The following is a 13,627-nucleotide window of genomic DNA, read 5'->3' as shown; positions in this document are numbered from 1 at the left end:
TTTTGCCCCGCCGAAGTACCGAATGCGATCCACGAGATCGAAGTGAGAGAGAGGTGACCGGAGGATGAGTCTGGCGTTGGCCCCACTCGACGTGAGCGTCGAGGTGGAGGCGAACCTGCCCTGCCGGAAGTTCGACCCCGACCTGTGGTTCTCCGACCAGCCCGCCGAACTCGAACTGGCCAAGTCGCTCTGCGGGGACTGCCCGCTGCGCGTCGAGTGCCTGGCCGGGGCGGTCGAGCGGGCCGAGCCCTGGGGCGTCTGGGGCGGCGAGATCTTCGAGCGTGGCGCGGTCGTCCCGCGCAAGCGGCCCCGTGGCCGTCCGCGTAAGGAGGACCTCGCCCGCGACGCCCAGCTCCGGGTCGAGGCGGAGGCGCGACTGGCGGCCAGCGGGCTGTCCGAGTCGCGTAGCGCCGTCCGGCTGGCAGCCTGACACACCTACGTTCCGAAGCCGACCGACGCCGGTGTCCCTCCACCGGCCGAACGAGAGAGAGAAACCAGTGCTGCACCTGCCGAACGGAACCGAGATGCAACTACTCCACGAAGCGTTGTCCAGGGCTCGAATGCGCCGGCCTCAGGCCGGTCGCACCACCACGAGCACTGAGGCAACCCGTTCCGCCCGTACCGTCGCCATGCGGAGTCGCGGCCAGTCGGCTCGCGACCTGGGCGTTCTCTAGATCGAACAACTGAGGAAGGGGCGGTGACCCGATGGTCACCGCCCCTTCGACGTGCCCGTGTCGTCAGGCCACCGCCGCGAAGCCGGGCAGCCAGCGTTCCAGGATGGCCCGGTAGGACGCCTTCGCCTCCAACTGGCAGAGCACCCCGATCGACCCCAGTGTCACCCGATGGATCATCAGGTACGACGGCGGCAGGTTGAGCTGCCGGCTGAGCTGGTACGCGGGGGAGCGGGGGCTGGCCAGCCGGCCCGCCTCTCCCCGCAGCCAGGCCCGGGTGAAGCGGAACTCGTCGGCGGCGATCGGCTCCAGCATCGGGCGGAGGAAGTCGAGCACCCCCTGGGCGTCGATCGGCTCGGTCCGGCTGACGAAGCCCTCGTCGCGCAGCCCGTCCACCACCCCGGCGGCGTCCCCGCGCAGCGCCAGCGCGGCGATCCGGCCGATCGGCTCGGGCGTGCCCTCCGGCATCCGGGCCACCGCGCCGAAGTCGATCACGCCGAGCCGGCCGTCGGGCAGCAGCCGGAAGTTGCCCGGGTGCGGGTCGGCGTGCAGCAGCCCGACCCGCTCCGGCGCGGAGAGGTGCAGCTCGGCCATCAGGCGCCCGGCCTCGTTCCGCTGTTCCTCGGTGCCCTCCCGGATGATCGTGGACAGCGGGATGCCCTCCACCCACTCGGTGATCAGCACCCGGGGCGCGGCGTCGAGCACCTCCGGGATGAAGATGTCCGGGTCGTCCGCGTACGCGGCGGCGAAGGCCCGCTGCGACTCGGCCTCCAGCTCGTAGTCCAGCTCCTCGGTGATCCGCTCGCGCAGCTCGGCCAGGAGCGGCTTGACGTCCAGGCCCGGCTGGATGGCCCGGAACATGCCGCCCAGCCGGGAGAGCTGCTTGAGGTCGGCGAGCAGGGCCTCGCCGGCGCCCGGGTACTGGATCTTCACGGCCACGTCCCGGTGCAGCGGGCCGCCGTCCGGCCCGTAACCCGGGTCGCGCCAGACCGCCCGGTGGACCTGGCCGATGCTGGCCGCGGCGGCCGGGGTGTCGTCGAAGGAGACGAACCGGTCCCGCCAGTCCGGCCCGAGCTGCTCGGCCAGCACCTTGTGCACGGTCGCCGCGGGCAGCGGCGGGGCGGCCTCCTGGAGCTTGGTGAGCGCCTGCCGGTAGGGCGCGGCGACCTCCTCGGGCAGCGCCGCCTCGAAGACCGACAGGGCCTGACCGAACTTCATCGCACCGCCCTTGAGCTGCCCGAGGACGCTGAACAACTGCTCGGCGGTGCGCTGCTGGATCTCGGCGGAGATGACGTCGGACGCGAGGCCGGTCACCCGCTTGCCCATGCCGAGGACGGTTCGACCGGCGAATCCGAGCGGCAGGGCGGCGAGTTTGGCGGTGCGGGACACGGCGCGGCGCGGGATGTCGGTCACCCGGCCATTGTTACCGACGCGAGGGGCTCGCTGCTGCCGTGCGCCCGGGAGCGGGTAGGGCCGACCGGATCGGGCGACGCCCGCAGCAGCCGCAGGAGGGGTGCGGGGGCCACCGGCGGTGCCGGAGACGACCGGCCCCCCGCACCTCCACCGCCGCGCCGAGCGTCTCCGGGGTGCCGCCGTCGAGCTGGGCCAGCACCTCGGCCGCCGCGAACGCCACCGCGGCGAGCCGGGTGGTGGCCGCGCAGCCCGGCTCGCCCCGGTCGGTCGCGAGCTGGGCGGCGAGCGCCGGCCAGTCCGGATCGCGGTCGGCACGGTGCAGGTCGAGGCAGCGCAGGCAGGGACCGGCGGGCGGGCGGACCAGCGGCCCGACCACGGGTACCCCGCCGCGCAGGTCGAGCAGGAGGTGGGGTTGTCGTCGGTGCGCGTACCCGATGGCGAGCGCCTCGGCCGGCCGGCCGACGCCGAGCTGCACCACCAGGTCGGGGCGGCCGGACCGCAGCGGCCCGGTGGCCGTGCCCGGCGCACAGCGGCCCAGCGCCGCGCCCACCGCCGCGGCCAGCGGTCGACCCAGCTCCGCGCCGGTCAGGCCGGTCCCGACCAGGTCGCCGGCGCGGACCGGGCCGGACAGCTCGGGTACGACGTGCCCCACCCCGGCCTGGGCCAGCGCCACGGAGACCGCGGCGCCGAGCCGGCCCGCACCGGTCACCAGCACCCGGGCGGCCCGGCGGCGGCGCAGCAGCCGCGCCGGCGTGCCGGGCAGGTCGCGCGCGGCCAGGGCCAGGGCGTCCGCCTCCGCGGTCAACCGGGCCCGGACCGGCCCGGTGAGGTCGCGGGGGAGCAGCGTCTGCGCGGGTACGACCAGACCGGCGTCCCGGAGCGCGTCGAGCAGGGCACGCGCCTCGCCCGCCGGCACCCGGGCGGCGGTGGCGGCGGCCAGGACGGCACGTTCGCTGCGGGTGCCGTCGAGCAGGTCGAGCAGGTGGGTGGTGCCGGGGGTGGCCACCTCGACCAGCACCGCCGGGCCGGGCTCCATGCCCAGCTGGAGCGTGCGCCGGTCGCGCCACAGCCTGGTCAGGCCGGGCAGCAGCGTCGGGCGGGGGAGTGGAGTTGGATGCGTCACGCCACGAATGGTGACCGTGTCCGTGCGCTCAGTCGATCGTTGTCCACAGGCTCACCGTGCCGCAGCCAGCGTTGTCCACAGGAGTGCGCCGGTTTTCCACAACTCGCCGGTAGTGATGTCGGATACGCGACGGGGGAGGGGCGGCCGTGGCCACCCCTCCCCCGGACGACCCGGACGGGTCAGACCTTCGCCTTGCCCAGGATGCGGTTCACTGTTGTGCCGCACACCGGGCACTTGCCCTTGGCCATGTTCATGCCGGTCTTCGAGACCTCCACGTGCCCCTCGAAGTCCCGCTTCTCCTTGCACTTGACGCAGTAACCGTTGTAGGTCTGGGCCTGGTCGGCCACGGTAGCCTCCTCGTCTCGTCCGCCGGAGGTGTCCCGGCGGGTTATCCCTGCGACGGGCCACACGTGGACCGGCGCCGGGGGTTCTCCGTGATCAGTCTCCTGATCACTGGTTGGCGGACCCTACCCAGGTCTGGGTGGTTCCATGTCAGCTGTACGCCGACTCTGTGAGCAAGTCGACGACGAGAGTGTGCACGTCGAGTAACGTCTGATAAGTGAGTTTCGGGGGGACACGCCGGGTAAATGCGCTCAGATCCCCTTCGCGCGGCCCCGCCGCCACCGGCCCGTCGTAGATCACCTAACGTGAGCGACGGCCGGCGGGTGATGGTTACCTACCGTCGCAAAGAAATTTTTCAGGACTCCTGACAACCAATCGCCATTTTCCGGGCGCGTGTCGTCTTGTTTACTCTTGCGGAGCCCTGGTCAGTACGCATTACCTTTCCCTCGTGACAGTCAACCGAGGCTGCGCGGCCCGGTAATGGCCGGGACGCGGAAGCCCGTCGTCGAGGTGCGGCGCAGCCAGCGCCGGCGACGCACGGTGTCCGCGTACCGGGACGGGGAGCGCGTCGTCGTGCTCATCCCCGACCAGTTCTCCCGGGCCGAGGAGAGCGAGTGGGTCGACCGCATGCTGGCCCGGCTGGCCGCCCGGGAGGGCCGGTTCGCCCGCTCGGACGCCGAACTGCTCGCCCGGGCCACCCGCCTGATCGGCCTCTACCTGCCGGAACACGGGTCGGCCGCGGAGCCGGCGAGCGTCCGCTGGGTGACCAACCAGAACGGCCGCTGGGGTTCCTGCACCCCGGCCGACCGCACCATCCGGATCTCCCACCGGATCCAGGACATGCCCGACTGGGTGATCGACTACGTCCTGCTGCACGAGCTGACGCACCTGATCGTGCCCAGCCACAACGCCCAGTTCTGGGCCCTGGTCGCCCGCTATCCCCGCGCCGAACGGGCCCGCGGCTACCTGGAGGGCGTCGCCGCCACCGCCGGCCTCCCCTGACCCGCCCCTCCACCCTGACCCGGGGTGAGGGGCGTGGTGGGGATGTGCCGCGCAGCGGAGGTGGTGGGGGCGGGATGGTGGGTGCGGGGCTAGGGTCGGCGAATGGTCCGACGTGTGGTGGTGGCGTTGCTCGGCCCGGTGACCTGGGCGCCGCCGGGAATCGAGCCGGCCCGGTGGCGGACCGCCCTCGCCGAGGACGTGGTGGATCTGTTGGCCACGCTGAACGAGGTGGAGACCGCGGTGGCGGTCACCCCGGCGGACCGATGGCTGGCCGACGCGGTGGTCTGGCCCGGCACCTCCGTGCACGAGGTGCCCGAGCCCACCCCGAACGCCGTCTTCGCGGCGCTCACCGGCTACGACCAGGCTGCCGTGATCGCCGCCGACGCGCCCGACGTGCCCGGTCTCACCCTCGGCAAGCTGCTCCGGCCGCTGTCCAGCCGGCCGGTGGCCGTCGCCCCGGCGGAGGGGGGCGGACCGGGCCTGCTCGGGGTGGCCGCGCGCCTGCCCGTACCGAAGTGGGTGCCGGCGCTGGACCTCGACACGGCCGTGCCGGGCGAGGTGCGGGCCGCCGCGCCCCGGCCCGGCGACGTGGCGGTGACCGCCGGCTGGCGACGCCTGCGCGGCCCGGCCGACCTCGGTGCCCTGAATCCGGCGTTCGAGGGATGGGACGCGACCCGGGCGTTGCTCTCCGGCCACCCGAGCTGACCGCCCGCTCGGGCCCGACTGCTCCGGCTCGTCCGCCTGCTCCGGCCCGCCCTGCTCTGGACCTCGCCAGCCGGCCTCGCTCGGTGGCCGGACCGGGGCCCTGGGCGTCGTCCGCACGGTGCCTGAGCGGCCGGAACATCCCTTCTCCGCGCCTACCACCTTGAGGGCGTGGACGGGTCAAGCGTGGTGGCGAGGGCGCGTCGCGGCCCGGCCGGCTCGCGGATCGACAGCGGCCTCCGCGACCGCTGCCGCGGTGAGTCGGTTACGCCATCAGGTCCGTAGGCACCCGGGGGTACCTTCCGCGACCGGCAGCGGTCGAGGTCGTCGACGGGACGCACCCCGGTCACCGTCCGCGACGCTGCGCCGCGGGCTCCCGACGGTGCACCGTGAGGCGCGGCGGGCGGCGCACGGCGGGCCGCGGCGAGCGGCGGCGGGGCGCCGCGGCGGGCGGCGGCGGGCGGCGGCGGGCGGCGCACGGTGGGGCGCGGCGGTGACCCGCAGGACGGGCAGGGGCCGCACGGACGTCCGTGCGGCCCCTGCCGACGTGTGGCGTCAGGACCGGCCGTCGTCCTCGCCCGGGGTCGGCTCCTCCGGCGCGCCCGGCGCGGAGAAGTCGAAGTTGGCCAGCTCCTCGTCGAGGTCGCTGCCGGTCGCCGCGAACGCCTCCGGGGCGGCGAAGTCGTCGTCCGAGGGCAGCAGGTCGGGGTGGCCCCAGATCGCGTCCCGGCCGGCGATGCCGCGCTGCTCGGTCAGCGCCGCCCAGAGCACGGTCGCCTCGCGCAGCCGGCGCGGTCGCAGTTCGAGGCCGACCAGGGCGGCGAACGTCTGCTCGGCGGGGCCACCGGCGGCGCGGCGGCGGCGGAACGCCTCGCCGAGGCGTACGACGTTGGGCAGGCGGTCACCGGCCGCGCTGTCCACCACGTGGCACACCCAGCCCTCGACCAGCGCGAGGACGGTCTCCAGTCGGGCCAGGGAGGCCTTCTGCGCCGGGGTGTCCTCGGGGGTGAAGATGCCTTCCAGGGCGATCGCCTGCATCGACTCCGGGTCGGTCGGGTCGACCCGGCCCATCGCCTCCTCGATCGCCTCCCGGTTGACCCGGATGCCGGCGGCGTAGTTCTCCACCGCCGTCAGCACGTGCCCGCGCAGCCACGGCACGTGCTGGAAGAGGCGCTGGTGGGCGGCCTCGCGCAGGGCCACGTAGAGGCGTACCTCGTCCTCCGGCAGCTCCAGGCCCTCGCCGTACGCCTTGATGTTGGCGGGGATGAGCGCGGCGGCGCCGGCGGGGCCCAGTGGCAGGCCGATGTCGCCGGCGGAGAGCACCTCGGCGGCGAGCGAGCCGAGGGCCTGGCCGAGCTGGCCGCCGAAGAGCGCGCCGCCCAGCGTGGCGACCATCGACTGCATCGGGCCGAGCTGGGCGCGGGCCTCCGGCGGCACCAGGTCGCCCATCGCGCCGACCATCCGGCTGGCCACCGGGTCGCAGAGCTTGCGCCACACGTCGAGCGTCTTGAAGATCCACTCGTTGCGGTTCCAGGCGACCGACGAGCGGATGCCGGAGGGCCACGAGGTGGCCGGCTCCAGCCAGAGGTCGGCGATGCGGAGCGCCTCCTCCACCGCGTTGCGTTCGAACGGCGAGACCGCCGGGTCGCCGGTGGCGGCGAGCTGGCTCGCGGCGACCTGTCGGGCGAGGTCCCAGTTGACCGGCCCGCTGCCCGGCGCGGACAGCAGGTGCTGCAACTGCGACATGAACTGCTGCATCTGCGCGGGATCGTTGGGGTCTGGTGGTTGCCCACCCGGGAGCGCGAAGCCGAACGGAATATCAGGCACGACGTCTACGGTACGCGGGCCCCGCCGCAGGTCGGGCCCGTCGGCGTTGCGCTGAGGGCGAAGTCCGTCGGTCACCGCGCCGGACGGTGGGGGACGGATCGGTACGCTCTGGCGCATGAGACGTCGCGGCGTGACCGTCCTGCTCGGTGCCCTGCTCACCGCCCTGCTCAGCGTCGGCGTGCTGAGTGTGCCCCTGCCGTACGTGGTGCTCGGCCCCGGCCCGACCGTCAACACGCTCGGCAGTGAGAACGGCAAGGAGATTATCCAGGTTTCCGGCCGCGCGACGTCCACCTCCGCCGGGCAGCTCCGGCTCACCACGGTCGGTGTGCAGCCCACGGTCCGGTTGCGGTCGGCGCTGGCCGGCTGGTTCTCCTCCGACGAGGCGGTGGTGCCCCGCGAGCTGGTCTATCCGCCGGGGGAGTCGCAGGAGGAGGTCGAGAAGCGCAACGCGGAGGACTTCCAGAACTCGCAGACCAGCGCCGAGACGGCGGCCCTGCGCGAGCTGGGCTACCCGATCAGGGTGCTGGTCAAGACCGTCACGCCGGGTGGGCCGTCGGCGGACGTGCTCCGCGCGGACGACGTGCTCACCTCGGTCGACGGGGCGCCGGTGACCAGCGCGGCCAAGCTCACCGAGCTGATCCGGGCCAAGCCGGCCGGCACCGCGCTGAAGATCGGCTACACCCGGGGCGGCACCCCGGGCACCGCCACGGTGACCAGCCGCGAGCAGGACGGCCGGCCGCGCATCGGAGTCGAGATCGACCAGCAGCAGCCGCACCCGTTCACGCTGAAGATCGACCTCGGGGACATCGGCGGGCCGAGCGCCGGCCTGATGTTCACGCTGGGCATCATCGACAAGCTGGAGCCGGCCGACCTGACCGGCGGGAAGATCGTCGCCGGCACCGGGACCATCGACGACGAGGGCCGGGTCGGCCCGATCGGTGGCATCGCACAGAAGCTGGTCGGCGCCAAGGACGCCGGCGCGAAGGTCTTCCTGGTCCCGGCGGACAACTGCGCCGAGGCGGTCCGTAACCCGCAACCGGATCTGCCGTTGCTCAGGGTGGCGACGCTCGACGACGCGCTCAAGGCGCTGGAGACGCTGCGTTCCGGGGGGCAGCCGACACGCTGCTGAGCAGGACCGGTCACCGGCCCCGGGGCGATCGTGACGTGACCTTGACCCGACGTGTTCAGGAACACCCCGTACTCTTGGGTGCCTGGTCGGAGCCGATCACCTCAAACGTGCGGAGCCAATAGTGGTCATGCGTAGCAGTCCCCTGCCGAGGATGAGTCGACGCGGACGCGTCACCATCGGGGTCCTGGTCGGGGTGTTCGTGTTGTTCACCCTGCTCGGGTGGGGGGTCAACGCCTGGACCGACTGGCTCTGGTTCGACGAGGTCCGGTACACCCAGGTCTTCACCGGCGTGCTCGCCACCCGGCTGCTGCTGTTCCTGGTGGTCGGCGTGGGGATGGCGGTGATCATCGCCGGTAACCTCTGGCTGGCGTACCGGCTGCGGCCCCGGATGCGTCCGCACTCGGCCGAGCAGGCCACGCTGGAGCGCTACCGGATGCTGCTGAGCCCCCGGCTCGGCACCTGGATCGCGCTGGTCTCCGCCGTCGTCGGGCTCTTCGCCGGGCTTTCCGCGCAGACCCGGTGGGCCCAGTGGCTGCTGTTCCGCAACGGCGGCAACTTCGGCGTCAAGGACCCGGAGTTCGGCGTCGACGTCGGCTTCTATGTGTTCCAGCTCCCGTTCTGGCGTTACGTGCTCGGCGTCGGCTTCACCGCGGTGGTGCTGGCCCTGCTCGGCGCGCTGGCCGTGCACTACGTCTTCGGCGGGGTCCGCCTCCAGGGCGTCGGGGACCGGATGACCAACTCCGCCCGCGCCCACCTGAGCACGCTGGTCGCCGTCTTCGTCCTGCTCAAGGCCGTCGCGTACGTGCTGGACCGGCGCGCCATGCTGCTGGAGTACAACGAGGGCGCGAAGCTCTACGGCGCCGGCTACGCCGACGTGAACGCGCTGCTCCCGGCGAAGGAGATCCTCGCCTGGATCTCCGTCCTGGTGGCCGTCGCGATCATCGTGTTCTCCAACGCGGTGATGCGGAACCTGGTCTGGCCCGGCATCTCGCTGGCCCTGCTCGGCGTCTCCGCGGTGGCGATCGGCGGCATCTACCCGTGGGCGGTGCAGACGTTCGAGGTGAAGCCGAGCGCCCGGGACAAGGAGGCGCCGTACATCGAACGCAGCATCAAGGCGACCCGGTCCGCGTTCAGCCTCGACGGCACGAAGACCACACCGTACGCGGCCAGCAACCTCGTGCCACCCGCCAGCCTGTCCACCGACACCTCGGTGGTGTCGAATATCCGGTTGCTCGACCCGCAGCTCGTCTCCGAGACCTACACGCAGCTCCAGCAGGTGCGTGGCTTCTACGACTTCGGCTCGAAGCTGGACATCGACCGGTACGCGGTCAAGGAGAAGACCTCCGACTACGTGGTCGGCGTCCGGGAGATCAACTACGGGGAGCTGACCGACCAGCAGAGCAACTGGATCAACCGGCACACCGTCTACACCCACGGGTACGGCCTGGTGGCCGCGCCGGCGAACCAGGTGGTCTGCGGCGGGCAGCCGTACTTCGTCTCCGGTTTCCTCGGCGAGAAGGCGCAGGAGGCGTGTTCCTCGCCGACCGAGGAGATCCCGGCCCAGCAGCCGCGGATCTACTACGGCGAGCGGATGGAGCCCGACGACTACGCGATCGTGGGGCAGAAGGGCGACCGCAACGTCGAGTTCGACCGGCCCACCCAGACCGGCGGCGAGCAGTACTACACCTACACCGGCGAGGGCGGCGTCAAGATCGGCTCGTTCCCCCGGCGGCTGCTCTACGCGATCAAGGAGCAGGAGTCGAACTTCCTGCTCTCCGAGGCGGTCAACGAGAACTCGAAGCTGCTCTACGTGCGCAACCCGCGCGACCGGGTGGAGAAGGTCGCGCCGTTCCTCACGCTCGACGGCGACCCGTACCCGGCCGTGGTCAACGGCCGCGTGCTGTGGATCATCGACGGCTACACCACGGCGGCGACCTACCCGTACGCCGAGCGGGTCAACCTCCAGTCGGAGACCGCCGACGAGCTGACCGGCCGGGGCACGTTCCAGCTCGCCCGGGAGAACGTCAACTACATCCGCAACTCGGTGAAGGCGACCGTCGACGCGTACGACGGCACGGTCAAGCTCTACTCGTACGACGACACCGACCCGGTGCTGAAGGCGTGGAACAAGGCGTTCGGCGGCGACGTCGTGCTGCCCAAGGGCGACATCCCGCCGGAGCTGGCCGAGCACTTCCGCTACCCGGCTGACCTGTTCAAAGTGCAGCGCAACCTGCTCACCAAGTTCCATGTGACCGACCCGGGCGACTTCTACTCCGGCCAGGACTTCTGGCAGGTGCCGAACGTGCCGGACGCGCCGGACAGCGGGCAGAAGCAGCCGCCCTACTACCTGTTCACGCAGTTCCCCGGGCAGGACCGGCCTCGGTTCCAGTTGACCTCGGCGGTCACCCCGAACGGGCGACAGAACCTGGCCGCGCTGGTCTCCGGCTCGTACGTGGACGGGCAGCCGCGCCTGGAGGTGCTGGAGTTGCCGGACCAGACCCGGATCTCCGGGCCGACCCAGGTCCACCAACAGATGACCAACAACGGCGACATCCGTCAGCAGCTCAACCTGCTCTCCTCCAACCAGGCCCAGGTGCAGTACGGCAACCTGCTGTCGTTGCCGTTCGCCGACGGCATGCTCTACGTCGAGCCGGTCTACGTGAAGAGCAGCAGCCAGGACGCGTACCCGCTGTTGCAGAAGGTGCTGCTCTCGTACGGTGACGGCGGCTCGTACGTGGTGCTCGCCAACAACCTGAGCGACGGCATCAAACAGTTGGTCGAGCAGGGTAAGCGGGCCGGCTCGGGCACCCCGCCGCCGAGCGACGACGGCAACACCCCACCACCGACCGGCGGCAACAACACCCCGCCGCCGCTCACCGGCGAGCTGGCTGACGCGGCCGGCAAGGTGCAGACCGCCATCGCCGAGGTCAAGGCCGCGCAGACGTCGGGTGACTTCGAGCGGTACGGGCGGGCGTTGAAGGCGCTGGACGAGGCGATGACCGCGTTCCAGCAGGCCCAGGCGGCGGCGAACGGGTCCGGCAACCCGGCGCCCTCGGGCAGCGCCTCGCCGTCGGCACCGGCCTCGGCCTCGCCGTCGCCGAGCGGCTGACCTCGCGGGACGACACTCCGGGCCCGTGGTCCGGTGGCCCCGACGGTCACCGGAACCCGGGCCCGGGTCGTGCCGGGCACCCGTTTTGCGCCTCGTCGGGGCGGTGCGCTAGGCTTAACGAGCCGACGCGGGGTGGAGCAGCTCGGTAGCTCGCTGGGCTCATAACCCAGAGGTCGCAGGTTCAAATCCTGTCCCCGCTACTCGCAACGAAGGGCCCGGAGTTCACTCCGGGCCCTTCGCCGTTTCCCCGGTGCCGGTGCCGGTGCCCGACCCGGGTTCGGCGGTCCGGCGCGGGTTCCGGCGGGATCGGGGACCCGGCTGATCTCCACGATCCGGATGCGATAGGCTGTACACATACCGACGCGGGGTGGAGCAGCTCGGTAGCTCGCTGGGCTCATAACCCAGAGGTCGCAGGTTCAAATCCTGTCCCCGCTACGTGATCGCGAAGGCCCCGGAGTCAACTCCGGGGCCTTCGCCGTATCCGGATCTTTCCGTCCCGTCCGGCGTGCCCCGGTTGCGCGCCTCGGCGAGGATGGGGGCATGGCTGGATGGAACAGATGGTGGGGCCGCCTGAGCGCGGTCATCGGTACGGTCGTGCTCTCGGTCTTCGTACCGGTTGCGGCCTGGGCGTCGACCGGGACCGGTGAGGTCGTGGTGGAGGCCGCACGACGGCGTTCCCGGGGCGGTGGCTTCGGCGTCCTCGGCCTGCTCTGCTGCCTGGTGGTGGTCGGCGGGATCGTGCTGCTGGTGTTCATGTTGATGCGGAACCGGCGGAACCGTCCGCCGCGCTGACGCCGCTCGGTGTTAAGCGGGGGCCCCTCCTCTACCGAATGCGTTAAGCGGGGGCCCCGCCTTACCCTCCGGCGAGCGCGGCGTTCGCCCGGGCCATGAAGCGTGAGGTCGCGGTGCGGGCCCCGGCCCGCTTGCCCCGGATGCTCTCCGCCGCGTCGATCAGCAGGGTCCGCACCGTGGCGTGCCCCTTCGGCGGCGGCGCGGGCGCGGGGCCGGCCAGCCCCTCCAGCTCCACGCCCAGGGCCGCCACCCGCTTCTCGGCCCGGTCGGTCACGTCCGCGGCGACGTACGCGCGGACCTGCGTGCCGGGGCTGAGACCGCGTTCGAAGCCGAGGACCCGGCCGGCCGCCACGTTCGTGGTCAGGAAGTTGAGCACGTCCACCACCACGCCCGGATGGCGGGTCCCGCGGAAGCCGGCCCAGTACATCGAGGCGCGGGGCCACTGCGCGGCAGGCGTACCGGGAAAGGCGACCGCGCCCAACTCGTCCTCGGTCAGCCGTTGCAGCTCCGGAAACTGGTGTGACCAGGCGAAGGACGCCGCGGCGTGGCCGGTGACCACGAGCTGCCGGGCCAGCTCGCCGCTGTCCGCCTGCTCGACCAGGGCGGCGCTCGGGGTGGCCCGGTCGAAGCGGGCGACCTCCCAGAACTCGAACCAGTCGAGCAGTTCGGCCGAGCTGAAGCCGAGCTGCCGGCCCTGGTACAGCTCGCTGCCCTGCCCGCGCAGCCAGAGCCAGAGCGCACGGTAGTCGCCGGAGGGATCCATGGTGCCGGCGACCCGGTTGCCGGAGGCCCGGGTGACGCGGGCGGCCCAGCGGGCGTACTCCTGCCAGGACATGCCGGTGCGCGGCTCGGGCTCGTCCAGCCGGCGCAGCAGGTCCCGGTTGAACACCAGCGCCGCGTTGGTCTGCGCGGCGGGCACCGCCACGGTGCGCTCGTCCACCTGGCCGTACCGGGCCAACTGCTCCGGCAGGCCGCGCAGGTCGAGTCGATCGTCGGTGGTGTGGCGGGTGAGGTCGAGCAGGATGTCGCGGCGGTCGTACTCGGTGAGCAGCGTGTCGTCGATCTGGAACAGGTCCGGCACGTTGCCGCCGGTGGCCTGGGTGGCGAGCCGGTCGTAGTAGCCGTTCAGCCCCTGCCAGGTGATCCGGAAGCTGACCCGGGGATTCTGCTGGGTGTAGAGGCGTAACGCCTGCTCGGTGACCTGGGCCCGGCGGTTGCCGCCCCACCAGAACACCGACAGCTCGATCGGGCCGTCGTCGGCCACCGCCTCGTCCTCCGCCGGGCCGCAACCGGCCAGCCCGCCGCTCAGCCCGCCGGCGAGCAGCGGCAGCCCGGCGAGCGCGCCGAGGAACCGTCGCCGGTCGAGGCCGGGACGGGGTACGGACCACTGAGCGCGCACGGTCTCTCCGAAGGTGGGTGGACGGATCATTCCACCGGCCCCGGCCGGGGGTGTCAACGTCGGGCGGGACGGCCGGTGGGCGCTCCGGTCGACGCACTGCGCCGTGGTGTACTTAGCG

General features: G+C 72.4%; 11 protein-coding genes and 2 tRNA genes. 8 read left to right on the top strand and 5 right to left on the bottom strand.

Features of this window, described 5'->3' with window-relative positions; all coding sequences use genetic code 11:
* Positions 1-64 precede the first annotated feature (64 nt).
* Positions 65-430 carry a WhiB family transcriptional regulator gene (locus AB0B02_RS21425; protein WP_107162030.1) on the top strand — a complete coding sequence of 122 codons (366 nt, stop codon included), beginning with the start codon at positions 65-67 and terminating at the stop codon, positions 428-430.
* A gap of 307 nt (positions 431-737) precedes the next feature.
* On the opposite strand, the gene AB0B02_RS21420 is transcribed toward AB0B02_RS21425, so the two are convergent.
* The 3 genes from AB0B02_RS21420 to AB0B02_RS21410 all read right to left on the bottom strand — a co-directional run bounded on the left by AB0B02_RS21420 (position 738) and on the right by AB0B02_RS21410 (position 3,554).
* On the bottom strand, positions 738-2,084 hold the full coding sequence (locus AB0B02_RS21420; RefSeq protein WP_281937815.1) for an AarF/ABC1/UbiB kinase family protein: 1,347 nt from the start codon (positions 2,082-2,084) through the stop codon (positions 738-740).
* A 10-nt stretch (positions 2,085-2,094) separates the two neighbouring features.
* Positions 2,095-3,207: a TOMM precursor leader peptide-binding protein gene (locus tag AB0B02_RS21415; protein WP_357302767.1), complete on the bottom strand. Its 1,113-nt coding sequence runs from the start codon at positions 3,205-3,207 to the stop codon at positions 2,095-2,097.
* A 179-nt stretch (positions 3,208-3,386) separates the two neighbouring features.
* On the bottom strand, positions 3,387-3,554 hold the full coding sequence (locus AB0B02_RS21410) for a DUF5679 domain-containing protein (protein WP_007464795.1): 168 nt from the start codon (positions 3,552-3,554) through the stop codon (positions 3,387-3,389).
* Positions 3,555-4,029: 475 nt separating this feature from the next.
* On the opposite strand from AB0B02_RS21410, the gene AB0B02_RS21405 reads away from it, so the two are divergent.
* Both AB0B02_RS21405 and AB0B02_RS21400 read left to right on the top strand, forming a co-directional pair.
* Entirely contained in the window at positions 4,030-4,551 is a 522-nt protein-coding gene (locus AB0B02_RS21405) for a M48 family metallopeptidase (protein WP_107162024.1), read from the top strand.
* A 102-nt stretch (positions 4,552-4,653) separates the two neighbouring features.
* Entirely contained in the window at positions 4,654-5,256 is a 603-nt protein-coding gene (locus AB0B02_RS21400) for a hypothetical protein (RefSeq protein WP_357302763.1), read from the top strand.
* Positions 5,257-5,808: 552 nt separating this feature from the next.
* On the opposite strand, the gene AB0B02_RS21395 is transcribed toward AB0B02_RS21400, so the two are convergent.
* Positions 5,809-7,080, bottom strand: a complete 1,272-nt coding sequence (locus AB0B02_RS21395) for a zinc-dependent metalloprotease (protein ID WP_107161047.1) — start codon at positions 7,078-7,080, stop codon at positions 5,809-5,811.
* A 115-nt stretch (positions 7,081-7,195) separates the two neighbouring features.
* Here AB0B02_RS21395 and AB0B02_RS21390 point away from each other — a divergent pair, with 115 nt between their 5' ends.
* From AB0B02_RS21390 to AB0B02_RS21370, 5 genes are all read left to right on the top strand, one after another.
* Positions 7,196-8,209 carry a PDZ domain-containing protein gene (locus AB0B02_RS21390; protein ID WP_357302760.1) on the top strand — a complete coding sequence of 338 codons (1,014 nt, stop codon included), beginning with the start codon at positions 7,196-7,198 and terminating at the stop codon, positions 8,207-8,209.
* 127 nt (positions 8,210-8,336) lie between these two features.
* Positions 8,337-11,318 carry a UPF0182 family protein gene (locus tag AB0B02_RS21385; protein ID WP_281937805.1) on the top strand — a complete coding sequence of 994 codons (2,982 nt, stop codon included), beginning with the start codon at positions 8,337-8,339 and terminating at the stop codon, positions 11,316-11,318.
* A gap of 126 nt (positions 11,319-11,444) precedes the next feature.
* Positions 11,445-11,518 (top strand) — tRNA-Met (locus tag AB0B02_RS21380).
* Between the two features lie 161 nt (positions 11,519-11,679).
* Positions 11,680-11,753, top strand: a tRNA-Met gene (locus AB0B02_RS21375).
* Positions 11,754-11,858: 105 nt separating this feature from the next.
* Positions 11,859-12,110: a hypothetical protein gene (locus AB0B02_RS21370; protein ID WP_281937804.1), complete on the top strand. Its 252-nt coding sequence runs from the start codon at positions 11,859-11,861 to the stop codon at positions 12,108-12,110.
* Positions 12,111-12,171: 61 nt separating this feature from the next.
* Here the strand turns inward: AB0B02_RS21370 and AB0B02_RS21365 are convergent, their stop codons facing one another.
* Positions 12,172-13,509, bottom strand: a complete 1,338-nt coding sequence (locus AB0B02_RS21365) for an extracellular solute-binding protein (RefSeq protein WP_357302755.1) — start codon at positions 13,507-13,509, stop codon at positions 12,172-12,174.
* Positions 13,510-13,627: the final 118 nt, after the last annotated feature.

Source organism: Micromonospora sp. NPDC049240 (assembly GCF_040647835.1).
Taxonomy (GTDB): domain Bacteria; phylum Actinomycetota; class Actinomycetes; order Mycobacteriales; family Micromonosporaceae; genus Micromonospora.
Note: the sequence above shows the minus strand (reverse complement) of the source record. Positions and strands in the feature narration are given on the sequence as shown.

Bases quoted from the DNA above. Each gene is read 5' to 3' on its own strand.
- AB0B02_RS21425 (WP_107162030.1), top strand. From the start codon at position 65: ATGAGTCTGGCGTTGGCCCCACTCGACGTGAGCGTCGAGGTGGAGGCG.
- AB0B02_RS21405 (WP_107162024.1), top strand. From the start codon at position 4,030: ATGGCCGGGACGCGGAAGCCCGTCGTCGAGGTGCGGCGCAGCCAGCGC.
- AB0B02_RS21400 (WP_357302763.1), top strand. From the start codon at position 4,654: ATGGTCCGACGTGTGGTGGTGGCGTTGCTCGGCCCGGTGACCTGGGCG.
- AB0B02_RS21390 (WP_357302760.1), top strand. From the start codon at position 7,196: ATGAGACGTCGCGGCGTGACCGTCCTGCTCGGTGCCCTGCTCACCGCC.
- AB0B02_RS21385 (WP_281937805.1), top strand. From the start codon at position 8,337: ATGCGTAGCAGTCCCCTGCCGAGGATGAGTCGACGCGGACGCGTCACC.
- AB0B02_RS21370 (WP_281937804.1), top strand. From the start codon at position 11,859: ATGGCTGGATGGAACAGATGGTGGGGCCGCCTGAGCGCGGTCATCGGT.